Annotated in this window: 26 protein-coding genes; 11 read left to right on the top strand and 15 right to left on the bottom strand. The window is 63.6% G+C overall.

What is annotated here, in order from left to right:
* Window positions 1-134 precede the first annotated feature (134 nt).
* The gene (locus ACQKPZ_RS21015; RefSeq protein ID WP_427541747.1) at window positions 135-1,301 is read right to left on the bottom strand and encodes an MFS transporter; all 1,167 of its coding nucleotides are present in this window, start codon (window positions 1,299-1,301) and stop codon (window positions 135-137) included.
* A gap of 106 nt (window positions 1,302-1,407) precedes the next feature.
* Between ACQKPZ_RS21015 and ptrR the strand changes: the two genes are divergently transcribed.
* Complete coding sequence (ptrR, locus tag ACQKPZ_RS21010) at window positions 1,408-2,301, top strand: putrescine utilization regulator PtrR (RefSeq protein ID WP_391125323.1); 894 nt, start codon at window positions 1,408-1,410, stop codon at window positions 2,299-2,301.
* Window positions 2,302-2,425: 124 nt separating this feature from the next.
* Window positions 2,426-2,554 carry a PA1414 family protein gene (locus ACQKPZ_RS21005; RefSeq protein ID WP_009683677.1) on the top strand — a complete coding sequence of 43 codons (129 nt, stop codon included), beginning with the start codon at window positions 2,426-2,428 and terminating at the stop codon, window positions 2,552-2,554.
* A gap of 139 nt (window positions 2,555-2,693) precedes the next feature.
* Here the strand turns inward: ACQKPZ_RS21005 and ACQKPZ_RS21000 are convergent, their stop codons facing one another.
* On the bottom strand, window positions 2,694-4,073 hold the full coding sequence (locus tag ACQKPZ_RS21000) for a sodium:solute symporter (protein WP_391125326.1): 1,380 nt from the start codon (window positions 4,071-4,073) through the stop codon (window positions 2,694-2,696).
* Between the two features lie 133 nt (window positions 4,074-4,206).
* The gene (speB, locus tag ACQKPZ_RS20995; RefSeq protein ID WP_003254586.1) at window positions 4,207-5,157 is read right to left on the bottom strand and encodes an agmatinase; all 951 of its coding nucleotides are present in this window, start codon (window positions 5,155-5,157) and stop codon (window positions 4,207-4,209) included.
* A gap of 224 nt (window positions 5,158-5,381) precedes the next feature.
* Here speB and ACQKPZ_RS20990 point away from each other — a divergent pair, with 224 nt between their 5' ends.
* The 3 genes from ACQKPZ_RS20990 to ACQKPZ_RS20980 all read left to right on the top strand — a co-directional run bounded on the left by ACQKPZ_RS20990 (window position 5,382) and on the right by ACQKPZ_RS20980 (window position 8,641).
* Window positions 5,382-6,275 carry a LysR family transcriptional regulator gene (locus ACQKPZ_RS20990; RefSeq protein WP_391125329.1) on the top strand — a complete coding sequence of 298 codons (894 nt, stop codon included), beginning with the start codon at window positions 5,382-5,384 and terminating at the stop codon, window positions 6,273-6,275.
* Window positions 6,276-6,411: 136 nt separating this feature from the next.
* The gene (locus ACQKPZ_RS20985) at window positions 6,412-7,977 is read left to right on the top strand and encodes a methyl-accepting chemotaxis protein (RefSeq protein ID WP_391125332.1); all 1,566 of its coding nucleotides are present in this window, start codon (window positions 6,412-6,414) and stop codon (window positions 7,975-7,977) included.
* 64 nt (window positions 7,978-8,041) lie between these two features.
* The gene (locus tag ACQKPZ_RS20980) at window positions 8,042-8,641 is read left to right on the top strand and encodes a tRNA-uridine aminocarboxypropyltransferase (protein WP_427541744.1); all 600 of its coding nucleotides are present in this window, start codon (window positions 8,042-8,044) and stop codon (window positions 8,639-8,641) included.
* Between the two features lie 125 nt (window positions 8,642-8,766).
* Here ACQKPZ_RS20980 and ACQKPZ_RS20975 read toward each other — a convergent pair whose 3' ends face one another.
* The 3 genes from ACQKPZ_RS20975 to ACQKPZ_RS20965 all read right to left on the bottom strand — a co-directional run bounded on the left by ACQKPZ_RS20975 (window position 8,767) and on the right by ACQKPZ_RS20965 (window position 11,397).
* Complete coding sequence (locus ACQKPZ_RS20975; RefSeq protein ID WP_391125338.1) at window positions 8,767-10,125, bottom strand: TolC family outer membrane protein; 1,359 nt, start codon at window positions 10,123-10,125, stop codon at window positions 8,767-8,769.
* 311 nt (window positions 10,126-10,436) lie between these two features.
* Entirely contained in the window at window positions 10,437-10,802 is a 366-nt protein-coding gene (locus ACQKPZ_RS20970; protein WP_427541741.1) for a YbaN family protein, read from the bottom strand.
* Between the two features lie 7 nt (window positions 10,803-10,809).
* Window positions 10,810-11,397: a YecA family protein gene (locus ACQKPZ_RS20965; protein ID WP_300030602.1), complete on the bottom strand. Its 588-nt coding sequence runs from the start codon at window positions 11,395-11,397 to the stop codon at window positions 10,810-10,812.
* A gap of 245 nt (window positions 11,398-11,642) precedes the next feature.
* Here ACQKPZ_RS20965 and recQ point away from each other — a divergent pair, with 245 nt between their 5' ends.
* Window positions 11,643-13,790: a DNA helicase RecQ gene (gene recQ, locus ACQKPZ_RS20960; protein ID WP_427541738.1), complete on the top strand. Its 2,148-nt coding sequence runs from the start codon at window positions 11,643-11,645 to the stop codon at window positions 13,788-13,790.
* A 150-nt stretch (window positions 13,791-13,940) separates the two neighbouring features.
* Window positions 13,941-14,378, top strand: coding sequence for a MarR family transcriptional regulator (locus ACQKPZ_RS20955; RefSeq protein WP_016711876.1), 438 nt, complete (start codon window positions 13,941-13,943; stop codon window positions 14,376-14,378).
* A gap of 118 nt (window positions 14,379-14,496) precedes the next feature.
* Here ACQKPZ_RS20955 and ACQKPZ_RS20950 read toward each other — a convergent pair whose 3' ends face one another.
* Window positions 14,497-16,683, bottom strand: a complete 2,187-nt coding sequence (locus tag ACQKPZ_RS20950; protein WP_427541735.1) for a patatin-like phospholipase family protein — start codon at window positions 16,681-16,683, stop codon at window positions 14,497-14,499.
* Between the two features lie 67 nt (window positions 16,684-16,750).
* Between ACQKPZ_RS20950 and ACQKPZ_RS20945 the strand changes: the two genes are divergently transcribed.
* Window positions 16,751-17,032 carry a SelT/SelW/SelH family protein gene (locus ACQKPZ_RS20945; RefSeq protein ID WP_427541732.1) on the top strand — a complete coding sequence of 94 codons (282 nt, stop codon included), beginning with the start codon at window positions 16,751-16,753 and terminating at the stop codon, window positions 17,030-17,032.
* Here the strand turns inward: ACQKPZ_RS20945 and ACQKPZ_RS20940 are convergent, their stop codons facing one another.
* Window positions 17,033-17,920 (bottom strand): DMT family transporter, encoded by an 888-nt coding sequence (locus ACQKPZ_RS20940; RefSeq protein ID WP_427541729.1) that lies wholly within the window; start codon window positions 17,918-17,920, stop codon window positions 17,033-17,035.
* Between the two features lie 183 nt (window positions 17,921-18,103).
* Entirely contained in the window at window positions 18,104-18,871 is a 768-nt protein-coding gene (locus tag ACQKPZ_RS20935; RefSeq protein ID WP_427541726.1) for a helix-turn-helix domain-containing protein, read from the bottom strand.
* Window positions 18,872-18,997: 126 nt separating this feature from the next.
* Between ACQKPZ_RS20935 and ACQKPZ_RS20930 the strand changes: the two genes are divergently transcribed.
* A complete protein-coding gene (locus ACQKPZ_RS20930) occupies window positions 18,998-19,798 on the top strand; it encodes a UDP-2,3-diacylglucosamine diphosphatase (RefSeq protein WP_427541723.1) in 801 nt (266 codons plus the stop codon).
* A 138-nt stretch (window positions 19,799-19,936) separates the two neighbouring features.
* Here ACQKPZ_RS20930 and ACQKPZ_RS20925 read toward each other — a convergent pair whose 3' ends face one another.
* Window positions 19,937-20,248: an Mpo1-like protein gene (locus ACQKPZ_RS20925; RefSeq protein ID WP_391125365.1), complete on the bottom strand. Its 312-nt coding sequence runs from the start codon at window positions 20,246-20,248 to the stop codon at window positions 19,937-19,939.
* A 153-nt stretch (window positions 20,249-20,401) separates the two neighbouring features.
* Here ACQKPZ_RS20925 and ACQKPZ_RS20920 point away from each other — a divergent pair, with 153 nt between their 5' ends.
* Window positions 20,402-21,463: an AraC family transcriptional regulator gene (locus ACQKPZ_RS20920; protein WP_427541720.1), complete on the top strand. Its 1,062-nt coding sequence runs from the start codon at window positions 20,402-20,404 to the stop codon at window positions 21,461-21,463.
* Here the strand turns inward: ACQKPZ_RS20920 and ACQKPZ_RS20915 are convergent.
* A complete protein-coding gene (locus ACQKPZ_RS20915; RefSeq protein WP_391125369.1) occupies window positions 21,420-22,874 on the bottom strand; it encodes a TrkH family potassium uptake protein in 1,455 nt (484 codons plus the stop codon). The genes ACQKPZ_RS20920 and ACQKPZ_RS20915 overlap by 44 nt on opposite strands.
* A 102-nt stretch (window positions 22,875-22,976) precedes the next feature.
* Between ACQKPZ_RS20915 and ACQKPZ_RS20910 the strand changes: the two genes are divergently transcribed.
* Window positions 22,977-23,534, top strand: a complete 558-nt coding sequence (locus tag ACQKPZ_RS20910) for a nitroreductase family protein (protein WP_427541718.1) — start codon at window positions 22,977-22,979, stop codon at window positions 23,532-23,534.
* A 141-nt stretch (window positions 23,535-23,675) separates the two neighbouring features.
* Here the strand turns inward: ACQKPZ_RS20910 and ACQKPZ_RS20905 are convergent, their stop codons facing one another.
* From ACQKPZ_RS20905 to ACQKPZ_RS20890, 4 genes are all read right to left on the bottom strand, one after another.
* The gene (locus ACQKPZ_RS20905) at window positions 23,676-25,013 is read right to left on the bottom strand and encodes an ATP-binding protein (protein ID WP_427541716.1); all 1,338 of its coding nucleotides are present in this window, start codon (window positions 25,011-25,013) and stop codon (window positions 23,676-23,678) included.
* 58 nt (window positions 25,014-25,071) lie between these two features.
* Window positions 25,072-25,488 (bottom strand): Spy/CpxP family protein refolding chaperone, encoded by a 417-nt coding sequence (locus ACQKPZ_RS20900; protein ID WP_403198646.1) that lies wholly within the window; start codon window positions 25,486-25,488, stop codon window positions 25,072-25,074.
* Between the two features lie 129 nt (window positions 25,489-25,617).
* The gene (locus ACQKPZ_RS20895; protein ID WP_403198643.1) at window positions 25,618-26,295 is read right to left on the bottom strand and encodes a response regulator transcription factor; all 678 of its coding nucleotides are present in this window, start codon (window positions 26,293-26,295) and stop codon (window positions 25,618-25,620) included.
* 205 nt (window positions 26,296-26,500) lie between these two features.
* Window positions 26,501-26,800: a YciI family protein gene (locus ACQKPZ_RS20890; RefSeq protein WP_012273585.1), complete on the bottom strand. Its 300-nt coding sequence runs from the start codon at window positions 26,798-26,800 to the stop codon at window positions 26,501-26,503.
* Between the last annotated feature and the right edge of the window lies 1 nt (window position 26,801).

The raw sequence follows: 26,801 nt of genomic DNA, 5'->3' as shown, positions 1-26,801 counted from the left end.
GATGTTGGGGGGGTTGGTGGGGTATGGGGTTCCTACCACGGGCCTGTTGGCGGGCTTGCCCGCACCACCGGTTTTGGCCCCCCCCCTGTGGGAGCGGGCAAGCCCGCGAATGGGCCGGCACAGGCAATCGAGATTCAGGATGTAACCCTGGCCTGACAGGCACCACCCTGCTGTGCCCCACTGGCAATCAGCACCAGCCCCCCAGCCACCACCAACCCACCCGCCGCAGCCACGAGCGCCGGTTGCAGCCCACCGCTAAAGTGGCTGCTGAGCGCTGCCAGCAACGGCCCGCTCAACTGCCCCAAGGCAAAGCACGCAGTCAGCAGCCCGGCATTGCGCTGCGTGGCATGGGGTGCCAGCTCCCGCGAACGTTGCATCACCAGTTGCATGCAGGCCAGAAAAGGCCCACCACATAGCACCACGCCCAATGTCAGCCCGATACCCCCGCCCATCAGGCAGGCCAGCACGCCAAGCCCTTGCAGCCAGAGGGTCGCGGTGAGCCAGAGCGAAGTGCGGCCGCCGCGGCGCAGGCTCACCAGCAGCACACCAAGCGCTGCCGCCAGACCAAACGCCGGCCAGAACAGGTCGGCCAGCCACTGGCCACGAAACTGCTGGTTGGCCATCTGCGACAGGAAGGTGGCCGGCAGGATGTAACCCACGCCATACAGCGCATACACCAGCCCCAGGCGGCCAATGCCTACGCTGCGGGTCGGGCCTTGGTGCGCAGGCGTTGGCGCAGACTGGAGTGCCCTTGGCAGCCAAGGCCGCACGGCCAGCAGCATCACCAGCGCGGCAACGGCATAGATCAGCCACAGCGCTGCCGAGCCCAGCCCCAGTACATGCGCCACCAGTGCCAACAGCCCGGTCACGGCAATACCCAGGCCGGGCCCTGCGAACACCAGCGCACCCAGGCGCTGGCGGTTGTGGGCGTTGGCCACCTGCTGGCTGAGGCTGGTGATCATCACCAGCACCCAGGCACTGGCCACGCCGGTGCCAAAGCGCAGTAGCACATGGCTCCAGAACCCCTCGGCGCCCCATGAAGCCAAGGTCAGCAGCACGCACAGCCACAGCCCGCCATGCAGGCGCAGGCGCACCTGGCCGGGCGATCGGGCAAACATGGCATCGACCGCACCTATGAAATAGCCCAGGTAGTTGGCAGCCGCGACCAATCCGGCGACCGTAAGGTCCAGCTGGCCTTCGGCGATCAGTTGCGGCAATTGCGGGGTGAGGGCGAAGCGGCCGATGCCCATGGCCATCATCAGCGCCACGGCGCTGGCCAGCAGTTGAATGAGTGGCGACATGATGAGTCTCCTGCACGGATGTAAGCGATGGCTGGCAGGTTAAGGCGGTTTCTTTTTCAATAAAATTGAATAATGATGATCAAGTTGTTCTGTTTTGGAGAATGCCGTGGAGTTCAGCCAGCTGCGTATCTTCCAGGCGGTAGCCGAGGAGGGGTCCATCACCCGTGCCGCCGAGCGCCTGCATCGGGTGCCGTCGAACTTGTCCACACGCCTGCGCCAGCTCGAAGAGCAGTTGGGCGTCGAGCTGTTCCTGCGTGAACGCCAGCGCTTGCAACTGTCGCCGGCAGGCAAGGTGCTGCTGGACTACGCCAACCGCATGGCGGTCCTGCGCGACGAGGCGCTGGCCGCCGTGCGTGGCGGCCAGCCTGCCGGTGATTTTGTGCTGGGTACCATGTACAGCACCGCTGCGACCCACCTGCCGGCGCTGCTGGCGCGTTATCACCAGGCTTACCCGGCGGTGAACCTGCAGGTGCGCGCCGCGCCCAGCGGCGAGTTGCTCGAAGGCCTGCTCAACCACAGCCTGGATGCCGCGCTGGTAGACGGCCCGCTGAACCTGGCCGGGCTGGATGGCGTGCCGTTGTGTGATGAGCAGTTGGTGTTGATCACCAGCCCCGAGCACCCAGCGGTGCACAGCGCCAAGGACGTGGTGGGCAAGGCCGTGTTCACCTTTCGCCAGGGTTGCTCGTACCGTATGCGCCTGGAGGCCTGGTATGCCCATGCCCATACACCGATGGGGCGGGTGATGGAGATCGAGTCGTACCAGAGCATGCTGGCCTGCGTGATCGCGGGGGCAGGGGTGGCGATGATGGCCCGCTCGATGCTCGACAGCCTGCCCGGGCGTGACCGGGTAAGGGTGCACCCGCTGCAGGCGCCGTTCGATCAGGCGGTCACCTGGCTGATGTGGCGCCAGGGCATGCGCGGGGCAAATTTGCAGGCGTGGATCGATTTGCAACAAAGCGAAACGATTGACCAGTCGTCGGAATGCGCCGCCACGGCTTGATCCGGGTCAAAATGGCCCTTATCTGTAAGAGTAGAGGCATGCGTAATACAGGACATCGGGCTATGATCTGTATGAAACATCGCAGGATTGATTTGCCGTGAGGCTGACCCGTCAAGGGGGCATTATGAATAAACCACTGTCCAACTGGCTCCACGACCTGGCGGTCGCCTTGGGGCTGATTCCACCACCCTTGCAGCCGGTGCCGATCCCGACTGATGAAGAGCAGCGCAAGCGCCAACCCCGTCGTCGCTGATCCTACTGAAGAGCAAGACAAAGGCCGCTGCACCTGGGTGGGTGCAGCGGCCTTTTTGTGTCTGCTGGTTGTGCGTTGCTTGTACCGGCCTCTTCGCGGGTTTACCCGCGAAGAGGCCAGTGCAGGCAACCAGGAACTATCAGGCCAGGTTCACGGCACCGACGGGTTTACGCGACATCAGGCTAACCACCACAAAGCTCACCAGGCCAACAGCCAGGCTGTAGTAGATCGGGGTATTGGCCTCCAGCCCATCCTTGAACATGAACAGCAGGGCGGTGGCAAAGCCCAGCGACATGCTGGCGATGGCGCCGGCGGTGGTCGCACGCTTCCAGAAGATCGCCCCGATCAGCGGGATCAGCATGCCGCCGACCAGAAGGTTATAGGCGAGGGTCAGGGCGTTGATCACGTCGTTCACCATCAGCGCGATGCCCAATACCACCAGGCCGGTGAGCAAGGTGAACAGCCGGCTGAGACCCAGGCTCGACTGTTTGCCGCCGCGCAGCTTGGGCAGCAGGTCTTCGGTCACGGTGGTCGAGGCAGCCAGCAGGCCGGCACTGGCGGTGGACATCATCGCCGCCAGGGCAGCTGCCATCAGCAGGCCACGGATGCCATCGGGCAGGGTACTCTTGATCATCTCGGCAAAGGCGTTGTTCGGGTTGGCCAGGTCGGGCATCAGCACATGGGCGGCCATGCCGATGGCCGCGCAAGCCAGGCCGTACAACACGCAGTACACACCGGCAACGGTACCGGCACGCTGGCAGACCTTCTCGTCACGTGCAGTGAACACACGCTGCCAGATGTCCTGGCCGATCAGGATGCCGAAGAAGTAGATCAGGAAGTAGGTGATGATGGTGTCCCAGCCAATGGTGGTCAGCTGGAAGCTGGCCGCCGGCAACTTGGCCACCAGGGTGTCCCAGCCACCGGCCTTGTACAGGCACACTGGCAGCAGGATGAACATCAGGCCGACGGTCTTGATCACGAACTGCACGATGTCGGTCAGGGTCAGCGACCACATGCCGCCAATGGTCGAATACAGCACTACCACACCGCCGCCGAGCAGCAGCGAGGCCCAGAACGGCAAGTCGAGCAGCACTTGCAGCACGGTGGCCATGGCCAGGGTCGAGGTAACGCCGATCATCAGTGCATAAGCCAGCATGATCACGGCACTGGCCTGGCGCGCGGTAGGGTTGTAGCGCTGCTCGAGCACCTGGGTCACGGTGAAGATGCGCAGGCGCAGCAACGGCTTGGCCAGGAACAGGTTGATGGCAATGATGCCCAGGCCCAGGGCTGCGCACAGCCAGAAGCCGGAGATGCCGTGGACGTAGCCCAGGCGCACGGTGCCAACGGTAGAAGCGCCACCCAGCACGGTGGTGGCCATGGTGCCCATGTACAGGACCGGGCCGAGGTTACGCCCGGCTACCAGGTAGTCTTCATGGGTTTTCGCGCGCCGCATGCCATACCAGCCAAGCCCTAGCATGCCGGCGGTATAGATCATTACAACAATGATGTCCAAGGCCATTGGGGGTCTCCCGATTATCTTTATTATGGCGAGATCGACCACGCGGGCGCGTTTTCGGCGCCCGGCGGTCTTGTCGTGTTGTTGGCGGGCCTCTGTGGCCCTCCCTCATGGCTCCTGCCGGGGTGTAGCGGTGTTAACGACGCACTACGCCCGGTAGCACGCAGAGCATCTCGAACAGCAGGTTGGCACCGAGCAGCGAGGTGTTGCCGGTGGTGTCGTAAGGCGGGGAGACTTCGACAAGGTCACAGCCGATCAGGTCCAGGCCGTGGCAGCCGCGAATGATCTCCATCGCCTGGATGGTGGTCAAGCCGCCGATTTCCGGGGTGCCGGTGCCAGGCGCCCAGGCCGGGTCGATGCCGTCGATGTCGAACGACAGGTACACCGGGCCGCCGCCGACCTTTTCCCGTACTTCAGCCATCAGTGGTTCCAGCGACTTGTGCCAGCACTCTTCGGCCTGCACTACGCGAAAGCCCTGGCGGCGGCTCCAGTTGAAGTCGTCGGCGGTGTAGCCCTGGGCGCGCAGGCCGATCTGCACCACGCGGTCGCAATCGAGCAGGCCTTCTTCCACGGCACGGCGGAAGGTGGTGCCGTGGGCGATCTTCTCGCCGAACATGTGGTCGTTGACGTCGGCGTGGGCATCGATGTGCACCAGGCCGATCTTGCCGTGCTTCTTGTGCAGCGCACGCAGGATCGGCAGGGTGATGGTGTGGTCGCCGCCCAGCGTCATCGGGATGACATTGTGCTCGACGATTTCATCGTAGGCTTCTTCGATAATGCGCACGGCGTCGAGCAGGTTGAAGGTGTTGATCGCCACGTCACCGATGTCGGCAACAGACAGCGAGTCGAACGGTGCAGCCCCGGTGGCCATGTTGTAAGGGCGGATCATGACCGATTCGGCGCGGATCTGCCGTGGCCCGAAGCGGGTGCCGGAGCGCAGCGAGGTGCCGATGTCCAGTGGCACGCCGATGAAGGCGGCATCCAGGCCTTCGGCGCTTTGCAGGTGGGGGAGACGGAGCATGGTGGCGATGCCGCCGAAACGCGGCATTTCGTTGCCGCCCAGTGGTTGGTGGAGAGTCTTGTCCACGGTGGGCCTCATCAGTCGGTCGATTGTTCTGTTTGTTCGAACCTGTGCCGCCGCGCGCCTTCCACGGGGGAGTTGCCGGCGGGCAGGGACATTTCGGCCAAGTCTGCTCAAGGTAGTGGCGGGGAAGAATCGCTACCGACAAAAACTTAGTTCAGGAATTTCTGAACTAAAGCTGGCCGCAGCGGTTAGACTGCGCGCTAATACTGTTGCGGAATCGTTGCACCATGGCCTCGACCTTGCCCGACCTGAAACTGCTGCGCATCTTTGTCAGCGTGGTGCGCCACCAGGGCTTCGCCAACGCGCAGCGTGACCTGAACCTGTCGACTTCGGCCATCAGCACCTACATGAGCCAGTTGGAAAGCGCACTGGGCATTGTGCTGTGCCACCGTGGGCGTGGCGGTTTCAGCTTGACCAGCAAGGGCGAACTGTTCCATCAGGAAACCCTGCGCCTGCTGGCTGAACTGGACGGCTTCGAGCAGTATGCCGCTGCCCTCAAGGGCGAACTGCGTGGCACCCTCAACCTTGGGGTGATCGACTCCACGGTTGGTGACCGGGCCTTGCCGCTGGCCGAAGCCATCGGTGCCTACAGCCAGGAGCATCCGGCGGTGCACCTGCACCTGTCGGTGTCCAGCCCGTACGAACTGCAACTGGGCGTACAGGACAACCGCCTGGACTTGGCCATTGGTGCGTTCTCCTCGCGCATGAGTGGCCTGCTCTACCAGCCGTTGTACCGTGAACAGCACTGGCTGTACTGCAGCAGCCGCCACCCGCTGTACACCGAGCGGCGCATCCCCGAGCAGGTGGTGACCCAGCAACGCATGGTCGGGCGTGGCTACTGGAGCCAGGCCGAGCTGGCCCGGCATGGTTTCAAGCACAGTGCGGCGACAGTGGAGAGTATGGAGGCGCAGTTGATCCTGATCCTTTCCGGTGCTTATATCGGCTATTTGCCCGAGCACTACGCGCAGGCCTGGGTCGACAAGGGCGACTTGCGGGTGCTGTCGCCGTCGACCTTTGGTTATCAGGCACCGTTCTCGCTGATCATTCGCCGTGGGCGCACCCGCGAGCCGCTGATCCAGACCTTCCGCGACCTGCTGAAAAGCCAGCTCAATGTGGGTTGATAAACACGCTGTTCATGTATTTCGTCGGGAGGCTCTAATTTCCTGCATGGGCTGGCCGCTAACCTGATAGCGCTCTGCTACATATCAACTTGCGCTGATGATTTTTCCCCCATTCATCCTGCAAGGATCGCCCAAGATGCGCATGAATTTGCCCGTCACTGAGCACGAAAGAACCTTTTCCAGCGATCAACGCCTGATTTCCACCACGGACTTGAACAGCCGTATCACCTACTGCAACGACGCCTTCGTGGCGATCAGCGGCTTTACCTACGACGAGCTGGTCGGCCAACCCCACAACCTGGTGCGCCACCCGGATATGCCACCGGCGGTGTTCGGGCATATGTGGGAGACCATCAAGCAGGGCAAGCCGTGGATGGGGGTGGTCAAGAACAGGGCCAAGAACGGCGACTACTATTGGGTCAGCGCCTATGTCACGGCGATTTACGAGCAGGGCCGCATCAGTGGCTATGAGTCGGTACGTTCGGTGCCCACGCGTGAGCAGATCCGCCGTGCCGAGGCATTGTATGCACGGCTGCGGGCCGGCCATGCCGCGGTGCCCTGGGCGGCGCGGCTTGGGCATGGCCTGGGGCATGGCTGGCCGTTGATTGGCGCGGGCCTGCTGTCGGCGGCGGGCTACCTGTGGCTGCCACCCTATGCAGCGCTTGGGGTGCTGATGGCCAGCCTGCTGCTGGCCTGGTACCTGGTCGAGCACCGGCAGAACCAGGCCATCCGCCGTACGCTGGCCGAGCACCCCAAGGCCTTCACCAGCCCGCTGGTGGCGCTGACCTATAGCGACAATCCCGGGCTGCAGGGCCAGCTCGACCTGGCCATCATCAGTGAAGAAGCACGGCTGCAAACGGCTTTGACCCGTTTGGTGGATGCAGGCGTGGGGGTGAAGTCGCGGGCGGCGCAGTCATCCGATCTGTCGGATGCGCAAGCGCAAATGCTCGACCGCCAGCGCAGCGAGACCGACCAGTCCGCCACGGCCATCGCGCAGATGGCTGCGACCATCCAGCAAGTGACCCACAACGTGCAGAGTACGGCACATGCGGCGGGTGATGCCGACCAGCTGGCGCAACAGGGCAGCGAGCTGGCGCTGCAAAGCCTCAAGGCCATGGGCAGCATGAGTGATGCGGTCAATGACATCGGCCAGGCGGTCAATGCATTGGCCGAGCAAACCCAGTCGATTGGCAGCGTGGTCGATGTGATCACCTCGATAGCCGAGCAGACCAACCTGTTGGCACTGAACGCAGCCATCGAGGCGGCGCGTGCCGGCGAGCAGGGGCGCGGGTTTGCCGTGGTGGCGGATGAAGTACGTTCGCTGGCCCAGCGCACCCGTGCCTCGACCGATGAGATTCACCACATCATTGCCTCGCTGCGTGCAGGTGCCGAGCGAGCGGTGAGCACTGCCAGCCGGGGTGAGCAGATCTCGCGGGACAGCGTGCACAGCGTCGAGGCCGTGCAGGCGGCGTTGAGCGGCATAGCCCAGGCGGTCAGCCGTATCACTGGCATGAGCCAGCAGATGGCGACGGCGTCGGAGCAGCAGAGCCATGTGGCCGAGGACATCAACCAACAGATCGTGAGGATTGCCCAGTTGTGTGACCAGAGTGCCGGGCAGGCCAGGCAGGGTGCGGAGATCAGCCAGGACCTGGAGCGTATGGCCGAGTACCTGCATAGCTTGGCGGAGCGCTTCAACCGCTGAAATTGCCGGGCCCGCCAAGCGGGCCCCGGTTCTGTGGCAAAATGTCCCCGCCAAGGAGACCCCCATGCCCAGACCCCGCTGCGAGCGCTGTCAGCGCCCGCTCGACCATTGCCTTTGCCCACTGATTCCCGCGCTCGACAGCCGCACCCGCGTCATCCTGCTGCAGCACCCCAGTGAAACCGCCCATGCCCTGAATACTGCGCGCCTGGCTGCCCTCGGCTTGAACAATGCCGAGTTGCGCATTGCAGAGGTGTTCGATGACTTGAGTGGACTGTTGGCGACGCCCGGTTACCGCCCGGCGCTGCTGTTCCCGGGGGACGACGCCCAGGTGCTCTCGGCGTATGACGAACCCGAAGACAAACCCCTCCTGTTGATCGTGCCCGACGGCACCTGGCGCAAGGCGCGCAAGCTGCTGTACATGAACCCGTTGCTGGAGGGGTTGCCGAGGGTGACCCTGGGGGCTGTCACGCCTTCACGTTACCGGCTGCGCAAAGCGCCGGAAGCGGGGGCATTGTCGACGATCGAGGCGGTGGTGGGGGCGTTGAATGCGCTGGAGCAGCCGGTTAGCTTCGATGCGTTGCTGGCACCGTTCGAGGCGCTGATCGAGGGGCAGATCAAGGCAATGGGGGTGGAGACGTTCCAGCGTAACCATGGCACCGAGTAAGCGCTGGGGGCTACTGTGCAGCCCATCGCGACACAAGGCCGCTCCTACAGGGGATCGCGTACTCGTGTAGGAGCGGCCTTGTGTCGCGATGGGCCGCAAGGCGGCCCCGGCTATCTCTAGCCCGATCAACGCATCTCGGGCAAACGCGCCTCGGTACGCACCTCGGTAGTGGCCAGCGCTTCTGGCGGCAGCGAAATATGCTGCTTGGTCAGCAACTCACCCATGGTCGCCAACACGCGGTAGCGCGAGAACTCCTCGGTATAACGCACTTCGGTGTAGCGGCGGTCGGCGTTGTACAGCTCGTTTTCACTGTCGAGCACGTCCAGCAGGGTGCGCTGACCCAGGCCGAACTGGTCCTGGTAGGCGGCTCGCACGCGCTTGGTGGTCTCGGCGTATTCACGCGCAGTCGGCAGCTGCTTGCTGGCGTTGTTCATGGCGTTCCACGCCAGGCTCAGGTTCTCGGTCAACTCGCGCAGGGCGTTGTTGCGGATATCCAGGGCCTGGTTGATCTTGTGCGCGTCGGACTGCAGGCGGGCCTTGTCGCTGCCGCCACGGAACAGGTTGTAGTTCATCTCCACGCCAGCTTGCCAGTCGTTGTTGTTGTGGCCCTTCTCGCCGCCGGTGTTGTTGTTGGCACCGGTTGCCAGAATGGCGTCGAAGCGCGGGTAGAAGGTCGACTTGCCCACTTCGTACTGCTGCTCGGCGGCGTTGACGTCAGCCTGGGCAGATTTGATGTAGGGGTTGTTCTGACGCATGCTGTCGCGCGCGCCGTCGAGGGTTTCAGGTACCTCGCCCTTGATGGTCTGCGGGCTTTCCAGCTCGTCCGGGGCACGGCCGATCACGCTGAAGAAGTTGGCCTCGGCATCGGCCAGGTCGACTTCGGCGGTATCCAGGTTGTTTTCTGCCAGGGCGCGACGTGCGCGGGACTGGTCAAGGTCGGCGGTGCTGCCGACGCCGCGCTCGTTACGCAGGCCGATCTGGTCGTTGACGCGCAGGTGGGCTTGCAGGTTGTTCTTGGCCAGGGTCACCAGCTCACGGCGCTTGAGCACTTCCAGGTACACCTCCACCGCACGCAGGGCGACATCCTGGGCAACTGCCTGGGTGTAGTAGGCGCGGGAGGTGGAGACAGCCTCGGTACGGCCCACTTCATTCGACGTGTTGAAACCGTCGAAGATCATCTGCCGCAGGCGCAGCTCGGATTGGGTGTAGTTGAGGGTTTCCTTGTTATGGTTACCTTCGGCACGGGTGGTGGCGTTGTCCGAACGCTGGCGACCATAGCCTGCGACCAAGTCCACGGAAGGGTAGTAGCCACCGCGCGCAAACTTGACGTCCTCATCGGCCGACAGCTTGCTGTTGCGGTTGGAGCTTACTTGCGGGTGGTAGTCCACGGCGCTCTGGACGGCCTCGGTGATCGACATCGCCTGTACGTTGGCACTCGCCAGGGCCAACAGTAATGCACTGGTGATGGGGTTCAAAACGCGCATGGTACATCTCCCTGATCCTGGAATTGATCCTGCTGCTCGCCAAAAAAATGACGATAAAGTTATCGCGTATAGTGTTGCAGGTTTTTAACAACACAGCTAAGTACATTCAACGCGATATGTAAGAAGATTTATTCATATCAAATTGCCATATAAGACTGATATTGTCTAACAGCGTTGACAAGAAGTGCAGGGGATGAGTGCGGTCAAGGCCACGAAAGCCAGTTGATACGGGGCTTTGATGCAGTTCCAGAACAATTTCAGATAAAGGAAATTTCAGTTAGGCGAAAGTGATATTTGGCGACAAAAAAATGTCACTTTGGTGTGCGCAGGGTTTTTTGCCTGACGATATACAGGCTTACCAACACGGCGCTGGTCAACATGAACGCACGCGCCCAGAACAGGGGTACCAGATAGCACGATAATCCGATGCTGGCCCACATCAGGCCGATGGCGTAGACCTTGCCCTTGAGGGGGATGCCCTCACCACTGAGGTAGTCGCGGATCCATGGCCCGAGCTTGGGGTGATGAACCAGCCAGTGGTGAAAGCGCGGCGAGCTGCGGGCAAAGCAGGCTGCCGCCAGTAGCAGGAAAGGGGTGGTGGGCAATACCGGGAGGAATATCCCCAACACCCCCAGCGCGACGCTGAGCCAGCCTATGGCCAGCAGCAGGTAGCGCACAGGCGACTTAGTGGTGGCGTGGCTTGAGCAGTGCCGGCTTTTCGTCAGGCGCGTGCAGCAGCAGGAACAGTGCGCTCAACGCCTCGGGGATCTGTACGATCATGTCGTCCTGCAGGTTGGCGTTGCTGGCGATGTCGGCGAACTCTGGCTGTTCGTCGAACAGGCCCGAGCCAACCATGATCGGCAGCAGCATCTCGCTGACTTCTTCTTCGGCGTTCTCGAACCAGGCCTCTTCACGCAGGAACACGCCTTCCATGAAGCCGATGCACCAGCCGCGCAGGTCGGAATCATCCGGCTCGTCGGTGAGGTCGAGCTCGCATGGCAGGTCGAATTCCTCGTCGCTGGCCAGTTGGCGGGCAATGTGCGCTTTCAACGCCACCAGGGTGGCTTCGATTTCGGTGCGCTGGGCCTCGCTGGCGTAGTGCGGCTCTTCGGCGAACAGGGCATCGATCCATTCGCGCTCGGGCACTTCTTCGGCGTTGATCGACAGGGCGGTGAGGTAGCCGTGGGCGGCGACGTAGTCCAGCGCTTCTTCGTGCAGCTCGTCGGCGTCGAGGAAGGCTTGCAGGCGGGTCAGTTGCTCGGCGAAGGACATTACAGGGCTACCTTGGGGAATAAACGATAACGAATTCTAGCATCTTGCAGCGGCAGCAGGGTAAGGGAACGTCTATCGCCATGGTCCACTGCGCAGGGCGGTGCTGCGGTATACTCCGCGGTTTTTCATCCAGGCGCGGGTCTTGCCGGCTGCCTGGCAAAAACCGCTTACGCTTTTGGCGTGTGCGGGGCGGGTTTTTCGTCCAGCCTGTTTCCAGGATGGTACGGCGATTTGTGGAGTTGCACATGCTCGAACAGGCTCAGCGCGTTCTCAAGGATATCTTCGGCTACGACAGTTTCCGTGGGCGCCAGGCGGCAATCATCGAATGCGTGGCCAACGGCGGCGATGCCTTGGTGCTGATGCCCACCGGTGGCGGCAAGTCGTTGTGCTTCCAGGTGCCGGGGCTGTTGCGCCCGGGCCTCACAGTGGTGGTATCGCCGCTGATCGCGCTGATGGATGACCAGGTGGCCACGCTGGACGAACTGGGTGTGCCGGCCGCCGCGCTCAACTCCACGCTGACGGCGGAGCAGCAGCGCGAGCTGGCCGGGCGCCTGCGCCGGGGCGAAGTGAAGATGCTGTACCTGGCCCCGGAGCGCCTGGTGCAGCCGCGCATGCTCGACTTCCTGCGTGATCTGGACATCTCGCTGTTCGCCATTGATGAAGCCCACTGCGTTTCGCAATGGGGCCACGACTTCCGCCCTGAATACCTGCAACTGGGCCAGCTGGCCGAGCTGTTCCCGCATGTGCCGCGCATCGCGCTCACCGCCACCGCCGACATGCGTACCCGCGAAGAAATCGTCCAGCGCCTGCACCTGCAAGGCGCCGAGCGCTTCCTGTCGAGCTTTGACCGGCCCAACATCTTCTACCGCATCGTGCCCAAGGAAGCGCCGCGCAAGCAGCTGATGGCCTTCCTTGGCGAGCGCCGCGGCAACGCCGGTATCGTTTACTGCCTGTCGCGCAAGAAGGTCGACGAAACTGCCGCCTTCCTGTGTGACCAGGGCTTCCCGGCCCTGCCTTATCACGCCGGCTTGGCCGCAGAAACGCGGTCTGCCAACCAGCACCGCTTCCTCAACGAGGAAGGGCTGATCATGGTCGCCACCATTGCCTTTGGCATGGGCATCGACAAGCCCAACGTGCGCTTCGTTGCCCACCTCGACCTGCCCAAGTCGCTTGAGGCCTATTACCAGGAAACCGGCCGTGCCGGCCGTGACGGCCTGCCTTCCGATGCCTGGATGGCCTACGGCCTGCAGGACATGGTGATGCTCAAGCAGATGCTGCAGAACTCCGAAGGTGACGAGCGCCACAAGCGCATCGAGCAGCACAAGCTCGACGCCATGCTGGCGCTGTGCGAAGAAACCCGCTGCCGCCGCCAGTCGCTGCTGGCCTATTTCGACGAAACCCTCGAACAGCCATGCGGGCATTGCGACAACTGTGTCGACAACATCCAGACCTGGGACGCCACCGAGCCGGCCCGCCAAGCGCTGTCGGCGGTGTTCCGCACGGGCCAGCGCTATGGCGTCGGCCATCTGGTTGATGTGCTGCTAGGCAAAGACACCGAAAAAGTGCGCAATTTCGGCCACGAGAAGCTGTCGGTATTCGGCGTCGGCAAGGGCTTGGCCGAGGTCGAATGGCGTTCACTGTTCCGCCAGTTGGTGGCGCGAGGCCTGGTCGATATCGACCTGGAAGGCTACGGCGGCCTGCGCCTGTCCGACAACTGCCGGCCGCTGCTGCGCGGCGAGGTGACGTTGCAACTGCGGCGTGACCTCAAGCCGCAGACCACGGCCAAGGCCGCGTCGTCCAGTGGCGGCAGCCCGGCCAGCCAGTTGGTACGTGCCGAAGAGCGCGAACTGTGGGAAGCGCTGCGTACCCTGCGGCGCAAGTTGGCAGAGGAGCACAGCGTGCCGCCCTACGTCATCTTCCCCGATTCGACGCTGCTGGAAATGCTGCGCAGCCAGCCGGTCAGCCTCAGCGACATGGCACAGGTAAGCGGTGTGGGTGCGCGCAAGCTGGAGCGCTATGGCCAGGCGTTCCTTGAAGTGCTGAACAACAGTGGTGGCACAGAAGATGCGCCGAAAGTGGTGCTCGACTTGCGCCACGAACTGGTCAGCCTGGCACGCGCCGGCATGACCCCTGCGCAGATCGCCGGGCAGCTCAACTGCAGCGAGAAAAACGTGTACAGCCTGCTGGCCGAGGCCCTCGGCCGCCAGGAGCTGAGCCTGGACCAGGCCCTGGACCTGCCGGAAGACCTGCTGATGGAAGTGCAGGATGCCTTCCTTGATGGCGAGGGCGAGTTGCCGCCGGTATCGGCGATAGCGCCACTGTTCGGGGCGCGGGTGCCGGAAGGGGTACTGTATTGCGTGCGTGCGGCACTGGCCGCCGAGTTCGAGTTGTAAGGGGCGACCGGATCGAAGGCAGAACCGCCATCTGCTGACCTTTGTCATCCTTTTTGACGATTATCGAACAATGAGGCGCGCGCGAGCCTTGCCTCATGGGGCGGGCCATGGTTAGCTGCCTAATAATTAGATCTATTCGATGAGTTGCTTATGCCCCTGACCGACAATCAACACCGCTTCGGCATGCAGCTGGCCCAGATGTCCCGGGGTTGGCGAGCCGAACTGGACCGCCGCCTGGCCGGGCTCAACCTGTCCCAGGCGCGCTGGCTGGTGTTGTTGCACCTGGCCCGTTTTGAAGAGGCCCCTACCCAGCGCGAGCTGGCCCAGAGCGTGGGCGTGGAAGGCCCGACCCTGGCGCGCCTGCTCGACAGCCTGGAGGCGCAAGGGTTGGTGCGCCGGCAGGCGGTGCTGGAGGATCGGCGGGCGAAGAAGATCGTGCTGTGCCCGCCGGCCAAGCCGCTGATCGACCAGATCGAAACCATCGCCAATCAACTGCGGGTGGAGCTGTTTACCGGGGTGGACGAGGCGGACCTCCAAGTGTGTATGCGGGTGCATGCGAAGATTCTGGCCAACCTGGAAAAATCCTGAGGGCCATGGGGGCCGCTTTGCGGCCCTTTCGCGACACAAGGCCGCTCCTACAGGGGATCGCGTACTCCTGTAGGAGCGGCCTTGTGTCGCGAAAGGGCTGCAAAGCAGCCCCGGCAATCTAGAAGGTATGCCCCAGGTTCAGGTAGACCGCCTGTTCATGCGCACTGTTGGCGCCATATGTGAAGTTCAGCGGCCCCAGCGGCGTCTCCAGCCCCAGGAAGATGCTCGCCGCATTGATATACCCGCTGTCGAACTCGTTGTCGTTGTTCCATGCCCGCCCGCGCTCCAGCGAGCCACCGATGTACAGCGGGAAGTCCAGCGGCACATAGGCCCGTGGCGTCAGCCGGCGGTAGTAGACCACGCGCATCAGGCTCACGTTCTGCCCCGATACCGAGTCCTGGCGGAAGCCCGACAGCTCCCGCGCTCCGCCCATCACGAAACTCGACGTCACCACTTCGGTGTCATCCAGCGTGCGCCCATAGCGCCCACCTAGTACGAAGGTGTTCGGCCCGCTGCTGATGGCCTTGTCCAGGTTGAACAGCCACTGCCGGTAATCCTGGTCGGAGTCCAGCGACTTGTCGTACTTGCGCAAGGTCAGGCCAATGTCCTCGCCGCTGTGCGGGAAATACACGTTGTCGAGGGTGTCGAACGAGTACTTCAGTTCATAAAAACCTTCGTTGAAGCTGACCTTGGGCAGGTCCTGGTCGCCAATGCGTACCTCGGCCTCGCCCCAGGCCTTGCCCACGCCCAGGCGCACTTCACCGTTGGTGCCGATCTGCCGCCCCACGTTCAGGCCAAAGCCGTAGCGCTCCAGGCGGTATTCGGCAACGGGGTCGTTGTCCAGGGTGGCTTCGATGTTCTGCGAGCCAAAGTCCAGGTATGGCGCAATGAAGTAGCGTGAGCCTACATCCAGTGGTTGGTAGAACTCGCTGTACAGTTCTTGCTGGTCGCCAATCTGGCCACGGGTCAGCCATTCGGCGCCCAGGCTGTTGATGCCGTTGACCCGGTAGCTTGCGCCCAGGTTGAAGGCGCTGTCGCCACGCAGGTCGTCCGACAGGTTCAGGCCCAGGCGCAGGTAGTCGGTGCCGCCGCGTCGGCCGCGGGCGTTGATGACCAGGGTATTGTCGTTGCCCTTGTGCACCACGCGGTATTGCACCCGGTCGAAGTAGTCCAGGCCGTACAGGGTGCCCATGTCGGTCTGCAAGCGGTCGAGTTCCAGCGGCGCATCCAGCGGCTGGCGAATGTACGAGCGGATCACGTCATCACTGACCTTGGAGTCGTTCTCGATCCGGATCGCGGTAATCACTGGCGTGCGCTGGCGTGGTGACCGGGCCGCGGCCAGCTCGCTGTCGCCCTCGGGCTGGCGCAGGGTTGCCAGGCGTGGGTCGAGCAGGCGGGTGGCGCGGTAGCCCGCGTCGATCATGTCCCGGGCGCGGCCGAAATCGGTCACGCCAAATGCGGTGAGCGGCGGTTGGATGAGGATGTCGTCACGGTGCAGGCTGGCCAGTTGTTCTTCCGAGTTGCGGCGGGTCATCAGGGTGATCGACTGGTTGAGCACATCGACCACCGTAGCCAGTTGCTTGCGGTCACGCAGCGGTGTGCCGATGTCGACCACGATGGCCAGGTCCACACCCATTTCCCGCGCCACGTCGAGCGGGATGTTGTCGACCATGCCGCCGTCCACCAGCAGGCGGCCATCCAGCTCGACCGGGGCGAATACGGCGGGGATCGACATGCTGGCGCGGATTACCTGGGGCAGGTGGCCGCGGCGGAACACCACTTTTTCGCCACTGGCAATATCGGTAGCCACTGCGCGGAAAGGGATGGGTAGCTTGTCGAAGTCACGGGTGTCGGCGGTGTGCGCCAGCTTGCTTTCCAGCAGCAGCGCCAGGTTCTGGCCCTGGATTACCCCCAGCGGCAGGCCCAGGCTGCCGTCATCGCGAAAACTGAGCTTCTGCTTGACCAGGAAATCGCGGTCATCCTGCTTGCGCCGGAACGGTACGTCCTTGCGCGGCGGGGCGTCGGATAGCGCCTGTTGCCAGTCCAGGGTAGTGGCAAGCTTTTCCAGCTCTGCGACGCTGTAGCCTGAGGCGTACAGCCCGCCGATCACCGCCCCCATGCTGGTGCCGGCAATGGCGTCGATGCGCACGCCCTGTTCCTCCAGCGCCTTGAGCACCCCGATGTGGGCCAGGCCACGGGCGGCGCCACCGGACAGTACCAGGCCGACCTTCGGCCTGAGCGGTTCGGCGGCGGCTGCCGTGAGGCAGGTGAGGGTGAGCAGGAAACAGAACAGCAAACGGCGCATTGTGAGTCTCAAACCGTGGGCTAAAGACCGCTAGTATAAGCGGCCCCTTACCTGGAGATGCTTCACAATGGCCGACAGCAAACCGGAAATCGTCATCACCTATTGCACCCAGTGCCAATGGCTGCTGCGTGCCGCCTGGCTGGCCCAGGAACTGCTCAGCACCTTCGGCGACGACCTTGGCCGGGTAGCCCTGGAGCCGGGCACTGGCGGTATTTTCCGCATCACCTGCAATGGCGTGCAGATCTGGGAGCGCAAGGCCGACGGCGGTTTCCCCGAGGCCAAGGTGCTGAAGCAGCGGGTGCGCGACCAGATCGACCCGCAGCGCGACCTTGGCCACAACGATCGCTGATCAGGCACCCTCGGCCAGTGGCTGCTTGGGCGGCTGCTCGGCGGCCAGGCGGCTGGACAGCACGATGGCGAAGATGATCAGCGCACCACCCAGCAGCATGCGCAGGGTGGGCGTTTCGGCAAACACCACCCAGGCCACGGCAATGCCGTAGACCGGCTCCATGCCGAATACCACCGCGGCGGTGCGTGCCTTGATCACGGCCAGGCTGGCCACAAAAAGGCTGTGCGCCACTCCCGTGCAGAAGATGCCGAGCAGGGCAATCCACAGCCAGTCCTTGCTGGCTACGCCGGCCAGGCCCGGGGCTGCGAACGGCAGCAGGCACAGGCCTACCACCAGGTTTTGCCACAGCGCTGCCTGTACCGCGGGCAAGCGCCCGGAACCGGCCCGGTTGGTAAGTGACAGCAATGAGAACAGCAGCCCCGACAGCAGCGCCCACAGCAGGCCGCCGGTGGCCTCGCTGGCCAGGTCGAAGGCCGGCGTTACCAGTATCAGGCCGATGCTGACCAGCAGTACCAGCACAGCCTCGTTGCGGCGGATGCGTTCGCGGAACAGCAGGCCTTCGAGGATGACGGTGAAGGCAGGGAAGCTGGCGAAGCCGAGGGTGGCGATGGCCACGCCGCCGACCTTGACGGCGATGAAGAAACTGACCCAGTGGCCGGCCAGCAGTACCCCGCCGAGCAGCAGGCGACGGATGTCCTGGCCGTTCAGGCGTTGCCAGCCCGGGCCGGCAACGCTGGCGAACAGGGCCAGGGCCAGTACGGCGAAGGCGGCGCGGCCGAACACGATGATTGCCGGGCTGGCGCTGGCGGCCAGTTTGCCGAATACGCCGGTCAGGCCGAAGAACAGCGCGCCAATGTGCAGGGCGCCGAGGGCGGTGCGGTGGTTCATGGTGGTCCTTGCTCAAGATCTTTATTGGCTGTGCCGGCCTCTTCGCGGGCTTGCCCGCTCCCACAGGTACTGCACAAGTCGTGAAAGCGGTGCGTTACCTGTGGGAGCGGGCAAGCCCGCGAAAGGGCCGGCACAGGCAAAGTGTAAGGGCGCAGGCAAATACATTCTGTCGCAAGACTGCTGTCAGTTGTCGCCAGGCTCTCGCCGCAAGGCCAACGGCGTACAGCCAAACGCCCGCAACATCGCCGCCGAAAACGCACTCTGCGAGCTGTACCCCACCTGTGCGGCAATCTCACCCATCGGCAACAAGGTCTGGGTCACCAGCCGCCGCGCCTTGAGCAAGCGCCGCTGGCGAATGTAGTCCATTGGCGTCATCCCGCACTCTGCGATGAAGCGCGCATGCAACCGGGCACTGGAAAGCCCGGCCAGCCGCGCCAGATCGGCCACTTGCAGCGGGTAGGCAGCATGTTGCTCGATATGCGCATCGAAGGCGGAATAGGGCAGGCGGCGGCTGGCAGTAACGCTGGCTGCCGCAGTGGGATTGAGACTGGCCAGCAGCAGCGCTGCGCCCTGCCGTGCAATCAGCGGGTCATCCATGGGGCTGGCTGCCAGCCAATCCACCAACTGCTGTTGGCGGTGGTCCAGGCCCAGCGCGGCAGGGCGGTCGAGCAGGCGACGGCTGGCATCGGCGTGCTCGCCAAACTGCTCGTGCAACCATTGTTCCCCAGGTACATCGAGCACCAGGCAATGGCTGCCGCCATCGCTGGCGCAGGTGTGATGCGCACCCGCCGGCACCACGACCAGCCCCTGCCGATCAATGCCGGCGCCTTTCCCCTGCACCTCGAACTCCAGGCGGCCGCGCAGGCCGAACACCAGTTGCGGGTGTTCGTGGCTGTGGGCAATCAGGCTGTCGCGGTAATGACGCAGCGAAAGGATCGGGCCGGCGGTCATGGGGAGTCCTCGCAGGGCAGAAGCCCATTGTGCCTCATTCGCTGCACACCATCACTCGTCACCGTTTTGCCACGGCGCTGTCACCTACGCCTGCCAGTCTCCAGCAAACTGCGCCGGAGCCTGCCCATGACCCATGCCGAACTGTCCCGTCCCTCGCGCAAGCAACGCGTGCGTACCCTGTGGATCTCCGATGTACACCTGGGTACCCGTGACTGTCAGGCCGAACACCTTTCGCAGTTCCTCAAGGGCTACCAGGCCGACCGCGTGTACCTGGTCGGCGACATCATCGATGGCTGGAAGCTGCGCAGCGGGATCTACTGGCCGCAAGCCCACACCAACGTGATTCGCCGGCTGCTGACCATGAGCAAGCGCGGTACCGAGGTGATCTACGTCACAGGAAACCATGACGAATTCCTGCGCCGTTACTCCCGGCTGATCCTGGGCAACATCCAGCTGGTGGATGAGGCCGAGCACTTGACTGCCGATGGCCGGCGCCTGCTGGTGATCCATGGTGACCAGTTCGATGTGATTACCCGCTACCACCGCTGGCTGGCGTTTCTGGGTGACCGCGCCTACGAGTTCACCTTGGTGCTGAACCGCTGGCTCAACCACTGGCGGGCGCGTTACGGCTACGGCTACTGGTCGCTGTCGGCGTACCTGAAGCACAAGGTCAAGGGCGCAGTGAACTTCATCAGTGACTTTGAGGATGCCATTGCCCACGAATGTACCCGGCGTGGCTTTCATGGGGTGGTGTGCGGGCATATCCACCATGCCGAGATCCGCAAGGTAGGGGAGGTGGAGTACCTCAATTGCGGCGATTGGGTGGAGTCGTGCACGGCGCTGATCGAGCATTGGGATGGCAGCATCGAGCTGTACCGGCTGGCAGAGGCGCAGACTGCAGCGGCGGCGGTGCGAGAAATGGCGTAGGGCTTGAGGCCATGGGGCTGCTTTGCAGCCCATCGCGACGCAAGGCCGCTCCTACAGGGACCGCACAACCCCGAACTCACTCGGTCGGTGTAGGAGCGGCCTTGCGTCGCGATGGGCCGCAAAGCGGCCCCAAAATCCTTACAGCCTGACCTTGCCTAGCAGGATGTCGCGGAACATCACGAAATCACCGGCAAGGCTGTACAAAGGGTAGGTAAAGGTCGCCGGTCGGTTTTTCTCGAAAAAGAAATGCCCGACCCAGGCGAAGCCGTAGCCGAACAGCGGCACGGCCAGCAACAGCAACCATTTGCCACTGCCAATGGTATAGGCCAGCAGCGCAATCACCAGGCTGGTGCCGACAAAGTGCAGGCGGCGGCAGGTGGGGTTGCTGTGCTCCCCCAGGTAGTACGGATAGAACTCGGCAAAACTGCGAAACTGCGCTGTGCGGTTCATGGCAGTGCTCCGGGATTAATACTTCTGGACGAGATGCACGGCGTGGAGCCTGATTCGAGTCTAGAGTGACTCACGGAGCCTATCAGTGACAATAGGCGCCAAATGAGTATCCTTGGGGTTCACCGCAGGAGCGGTCGATAAAAGAAGCCTGTCATGAGCGAAAGAACCACGTCAGCCAGTTGGGCATCAGGGATTGTGAAGGCACTCGAACTGGAAGGGCTGGACTGCCGGGCCATGTTCAAGCAGCTGGGGCTGGATTTTGCTGCCCTCGACGACCCTGATGCACGCTTCCCGCAAGACTCCATGACCCGGCTCTGGCAGCTGGCGGTCGAATTGTCGGGCAATGAGGCCATCGGCCTGAACATGGCGCGCGTGGTACGCCCGGCGTCGTTCCATGTGGTGGGCTACGCGCTGATGTCCAGCCGCACCTTGGCCGAGGGCTTCGAGCGCCTGGTGCGTTTCCAGCGGATCATCGCGGAAAGCTCCGACCTCAGCTTTATCCTTGGCCCCGAGGGCTATTCCCTGATCCTGACCGTGCACGGCGACCATCTGCCGCCAACCCGGCACAGTGCCGAAGCATCGCTGGCCTGCGCACTGGCGCTGTGCAAATGGCTCAGCGGGCGGCCGGTGCAGCCGCGCCGGGTGCTGGTGCAGGGGCCGCAGCCAAAGGATATCGAGCCGTACAAGGTCGCGTTCCATTCACCCTTGGTGTTCGGCGCGCCGCATGATGCGCTGGTGTTCGAACGGGCCGACATGGAGGCGCCGCTGCCGACCGCCAACGAGGCGATGGCGGTGCTGCACGACCGGTTTGCCGGGGAGTACCTGGCGCGCTTTTCCGAAAGCCGGGTGACCCACCGTGTGCGCCAGGTGCTGTGCCGCATCCTGCCGCAGGGTGAGCCCAAGCGCGAAACCCTGGCCCAGGCCCTGCATTTGTCGCAGCGGACCTTGCAGCGGCGCTTGCAGGAGGAGGGCACCAGCTTCCAGACCTTGCTCGACGACACCCGTCGCGAGCTGGCCGAGCAGTACCTGGCCCAGCCCGGCATGACCCTGTTGGAAACGGCCTACCTGCTGGGTTTTGCCGACCCCAGCAACTTCTTCCGGGCCTTCCGTCGCTGGTTCGATTCCACGCCCAGCGAGTACCGTGCCCGCATCGGCGCGGGAACCGAAGGGGTCAGTGACGCCAGAACGCCGGCATACACAGCACCAGCACCGTGATGATTTCCAGGCGGCCGAGCAGCATCCCGGCTGCCAGGATCCACTTGGCCGCGTCTGGCAGCGTGGCATAGTTGCCCGACGGGCCAATCACTTCGCCCAGGCCTGGGCCCACGCCCGACACCGTGCCGGCAGCACCGGTCAATGCGGTCATCCAGTCCACGCCCAGCAACGACAACAGCAGGGCCATGACGCAGATGGTGATGGCGAAGAAGAACGAGAACGTAAGAATCGAACGCACGATGTCTTCGTCGAGGCGGTGGCCGTTGTATTTCTGTTTGATTACCGCGCGCGGGTGGATCAGCTGGTTAAGGCTGGCCTTGAGCAGGATATAGGCCACCTGGAAGCGGAAAATCTTGATACCGCCTGCCGTCGAACCGGAGCAGCCGCCAACGAAGCCCAGGTAGAAGAACAGCATCAACGAGAAGTTGCCCCACAGGCTGTAGTCGCCCAGGGCGAAACCGGTGGTGGTGACCACCGAGGTTACGTTGAGTGCCACATGCCGCAGGGCATCGAGCCAGTGCAGGTTGGTGCTGTACCAGTACCAGGTGCCCAGCACCAGCCAGGTAACCAGCAACATGCCCAGCAAGCCCTGCACCTGCTGGTCGCGGATCAGTGCCTTGCGGTTGCCGCGCAAGGTCGCTACGTAAAGGGTGAACGGCAGGCTGCCCATGATCATGACCACCACTGCAACCCAGTGAACGGCCGGGATATCCCACTTCGCCAACGACTGGTCAGAGGTGGAGAAGCCGCCGGTCGAGATTGCCGACATGGCGTGGTTGATCGCATCGAACGGGCTCATGCCGGCCCACCAGAAGGCCAGCGAGCCAAGGATCGAGAAGCCGACGTACACCCCCACGATCGACTTGGCGACCATGTGCGAGCGCGGCATGACCTTCTCTGAACGGTCGGACGACTCGGTCTGGAACAGGCGCATGCCACCGATGCGCAGCAACGGCAGGATCGCCACCGCCATGGCGATGAAGCCGATACCGCCAAGCCAGTGCAACATCGAGCGCCACATGAGAATGCCCGGCGACATGCTGTCGAGCCCGCTGAGCACGGTGGCGCCGGTGGCGGTGATGCCCGACATGCTTTCGAAGAACGCGTCGGTGTAGCTGATGTGCTGGGTCAGCAGGAACGGCAGGGCGGCAAACACGCACACCACCAGCCAGCTGCTGACCGTCAGCAGGTACATGTCGCGCGGGCGCAGGTGCACATGCTCGGGGCGCCCCTGTACCACCAGGGCCAGCCCGGCGATAAAGGTGATCAGGCTCGACCAGAGGAATGACGGCATGTCGCCGGTGCGCTGGAAGATCACCAGCGTCGCCATGGGCACGGCCATGCTGACGGCGAGGGTAATCAGGAAGATGCCGATGATGAAACCAATGATCCTTAAGGTCGGCAACGCCATGTGATCTGCTCTGACTCGAAACGGAAGGGCGCCATTCTACCTATGGGTCTGGTGATGTAAACGCTAGAATGGCCGCACATTCACCTGCCAGGAGGGTAGCCGATGGAGGCTCTCGACGCATTGCTCAACCGTGTTTCCGTGCCACGCCTGACCGGCCCGGCGCCCAATGCCGCCCAGCGCGAGGCGCTGTTCCAGGCCGCATTGCGCGCCCCGGATCATGGCCAACTGCGGCCATGGCGCTTCCTCACCATCGAGGGCCAGGGCCTGGAGAAACTGGGCGAGTTGTTTGCCGAAGCCGTGGACAAGAAGGGCGATGCCAGCCAGGCTGCGCTGGACAAGGCACGTGCCATGCCGTTGCGGGCGCCCTTGCTGATCGTTGTTATCGCCAGGCTGCAAGACCACTTCAAGGTGCCCAAGTCCGAGCAGCGCCTGGCGGCGGGCTGTGCGGCGCATGGCATCCTGATCGCCGCGCACGCGCAAGGTATCGGTGCGGTGTGGCGTACCGGGGACATGGCCTTTGATGCCCACGTGCACAAGGGGCTGGGGTTGGCCGAGAACGAGGAGTTGATCGGCTACCTGTATGTCGGCACGCCGCTGACCGAGCCGCGTACTGCGCCGATTCTGGAAACGGCTGATTTTGTCAGTGGTTGGGGCGAGTAACGGCTGAGAATGCTGGGGCTGCTTTGCAGCCCTTTCGCGACACAAGGCCGCTCCTACAGGGACCGCGTAGCTCTCGGCCTGCGCGATCCCTGTAGGAGCGGCCTTGTGTCGCGAAAGGGCCGCAAAGCGGCCCCGGCAATCTCAAACTGTGCCAGTTTCCGAAGGCAACTCCAGCCTGGCCACAAACCCACCCTGTGGATGATTGTCCAAAATCAGGCTGCCACCATGGCGCTCTGCTGCCTTGCGCGCAATCGCCAACCCCAGCCCATGCCCCGGCGCGTCCTGCCCCGGCGCGCGGAAGAACGGCTCACCCAACTGTGCCAGATGCTCCGGCGCCGCCCCCGGCCCATGGTCCCGCACGCTTATCACTATGCGGTCCTGCTCACGCAATGCACTCACTTCTACCGGCTGCCCGACGGGATTGAAGCGCAAGGCATTGCGCAGCAGGTTGTCCACGGCTCGCTCGATCAGCGTTGGCCAACCTTGCAAGGTCAACCCGGGCTGCGCTTCAAGGCGCACATCCTGGTCGGGCGCGCTGAGCAAGGCGTCCTTGCGCACGCTGCCGAGCAGGGCGTTGAGGTCGACGGGTTCGGCATGGGCCTGCTCCGCATCCACCCGGGCCAGGGCGAGAATTTCGCTGATCAGGTCTTCCAGGCGGTCACACTCGCGGGTCAGGCGCGGCCACAGGGTTTCCCGCTGCTCGGGCCCGGCCCGCTCGGCCAGGGCCAGTGCGATACGCAGCCTGGCCAGCGGCGAGCGCAGCTCATGGGACACATCGCGCAGCAACTGGCGCTGGCTGCCGATGGTGCTTTGCAGGCGTGCGCCCATCTTGTTGAAGTCCTTGGCCAGCACGCCAAACTCGTCGCGCCGCGCGGCCAGCCGTGCCAGGCTGTTCTGCTGGTAGGTGCTCTGGCCAAGGTCATGCACCGCGCTGCGCAGGCGGCTTAGCGGGCGGGTAATGGACAGGGTCACCAGCAGGCTGAACAAGGTCAGCACCACCAGCGCAATGCCCAGTGCACTGAGCGGCCACATCAGGCTTTCGCGGTGCCAGGCATCCAGTGCCGGGTGCGGTATGCGATAGATCAACAGGTAGGTTTCGCCCGTGTCAGGGCTGGTGTACTCCTCGGTCAGCCTGCGCCACGGCAGGCGCCGCTGGTCATTGTGCTGGCGTGCCTCGAAGGCTGCCGCACGGCGCGGGAAGGTGCCCGGCACCACGGCCTCGCCACTGTCGTCGAGCACTTGCACGTCGATCTTGTAACGGTCCTTGCGCCGCTCCAGGAAATGCTGTGCCGAATCCAGGCCTTCCTGCTCGTAATGTTTGGCCCACTTGCTGGCCAGGGTATTCAGGCCCGGGTGGCGGCTGAGGATCCAGGCGTCCTGGTTGAGCATGTGGCCCAACAGGATCGACAGGCCTGCGACCAAGGTAATGGCCAGCCAGAAGCTGGCCAGGATGCGCCAGAACAGTGAACGCAAGTGCACCTCCTAAACGGGAAAAGCCCGGCCCGCAGTGATGCGGGCCGGGCGTTGGGCGGACAGCTTACTGGGCCTTGTTGCCTTTTTCAGCTTTCCAGGCCTGGAACTCCTGCCACTCGGCTTTCTTGGCGGCGCGTTCTTTTTGCAGTTCGTCGAACTTCTTCTGCTGCTCAGGCTTGAGCAGGTTGCGCACTGCGGTGTCGGTCTTGGTACGGCTGGCTTGCAGTTCGTCCTTCATGGCTTTCTGGTCGGCGGCCGGCAGCTTGGACAGGTAGCGCTCGGTGATGTCGCGGCGCTGCTGCATCTGCTCGCCCATCAGCTTGCCGATCTGCTGGCGCTGGTCGCGGCTCAGGTCCAGCTGGTGGAAAGGCGCATCACCGCGATGATGCGGGCCGTCGTGACGCGGGCCGCCGTCAGGCATGGCCATGGCCACGGTCGGCAGGGCGGCGGCGAACATCAGGGCGATAAGGGTCTTGCGCATGGTGTCTCTCCTTTCATAGGCCGGTGGTTACCGGATGAGCACAGTCTAGGGAGATCACCGTCAAGCGCAGTCAGGGGATGGTAAAGGCTCGGTAAAGATGAACCAGGGGCGCGCAGCGGCCCGGAAATGTCAGAGGCAGTAGTAATAGCCACGGCTGCGCAGCGCCACGATGCGTGGCCGGCCATCGGCATGCGGGCCGATCTTCTTGCGCAGGTTGCTGACATGCATGTCCAGGCTGCGGTCGTACAGGGTCAGCTTGCGGCCCAGGCCGATCTGCGCCAGTTCCTGCTTGTCCAGCGGCTCGCCTGGCTGGCGCAGCAGCGCTTCGAGAATGCGGCTTTCGGACAAGGTCAGAGTCATTTCACGGCCATCGATGCTGGCCACGCCACGGGCAGGGCTGTACACCAGGTCGCCCAGTTCTACCTGGCTGGTGGTGGCGGTGGGGTGGCTGCGGCGCAGTACGGCGCGCAGGCGGGCGGTGAGCTCACGCGGGTCGCAGGGTTTGGCCAGGTAGTCGTCAGCGCCCAGTTCCAGGCCGAGGATGCGGTCCAGTGGTTCGCCACGGGCAGAGAGCATCAGCACCGGCAGTTCGGCATGCTCGCTGCGCAATTGCTTGAGCAGTTCCAGGCCGCTGCCATCGGGCAGCATCACGTCCAGTACTACAGCCGACGGGGCGTGCTCGGCCAGGGCCTGGCGTGCGCTCTGGCCATCGTGGCAGGCACGTACGGTGAACCCTTCCTGTGTCAGCCAGCTGCCGAGCAGCTCGCACAGCTCCTGGTCATCATCAATCAGTAACAGCTCGCTCATGACTCACTCAATTCAACCAATGACGGCGGCTATTCGGCCCGCCAGTGGCAAAGATACCGCAGACTGATGGCAACCGTATAACTGCTGGCACCGGGTCGCCTTCTTCGCGGGCTTGCCCGCTCCCACAGGGACCGCACAGAATCCGAGGCTTGTGCTGTACCTGTGGGAGCGGGCAAGCCCGCGAAGCAGGCGACGCGGTCTCAGATCAAGGCAGCACTTGCTTGAACGGCTTGACCACGACTTTGTCGTACACACCCGCAGCAATGTACGGGTCCGCATCAGCCCAGGCTTGCGCCGCAGCCAACGATTCGAACTCGGCAACGATCAGGCTACCGCTGAAACCTGCTTCGCCCGGGTCATTGCTGTCGATGGCCGGATGTGGGCCGGCCAGTACCACGCGGCCTTCGGCCTTCAACTGTTGCAGGCGTTCGATGTGCGCCGGGCGGGCAGCCAGGCGTTTTTCCAGGGAGTTTGCGACGTCGCTGGCGATGATGGCGTAGAGCATG

Source organism: Pseudomonas sp. NPDC089547 (genome assembly GCF_050280665.1).
Lineage (GTDB): Bacteria > Pseudomonadota > Gammaproteobacteria > Pseudomonadales > Pseudomonadaceae > Aquipseudomonas.
This window is presented reverse-complemented; position numbering and strand designations above follow the sequence as displayed.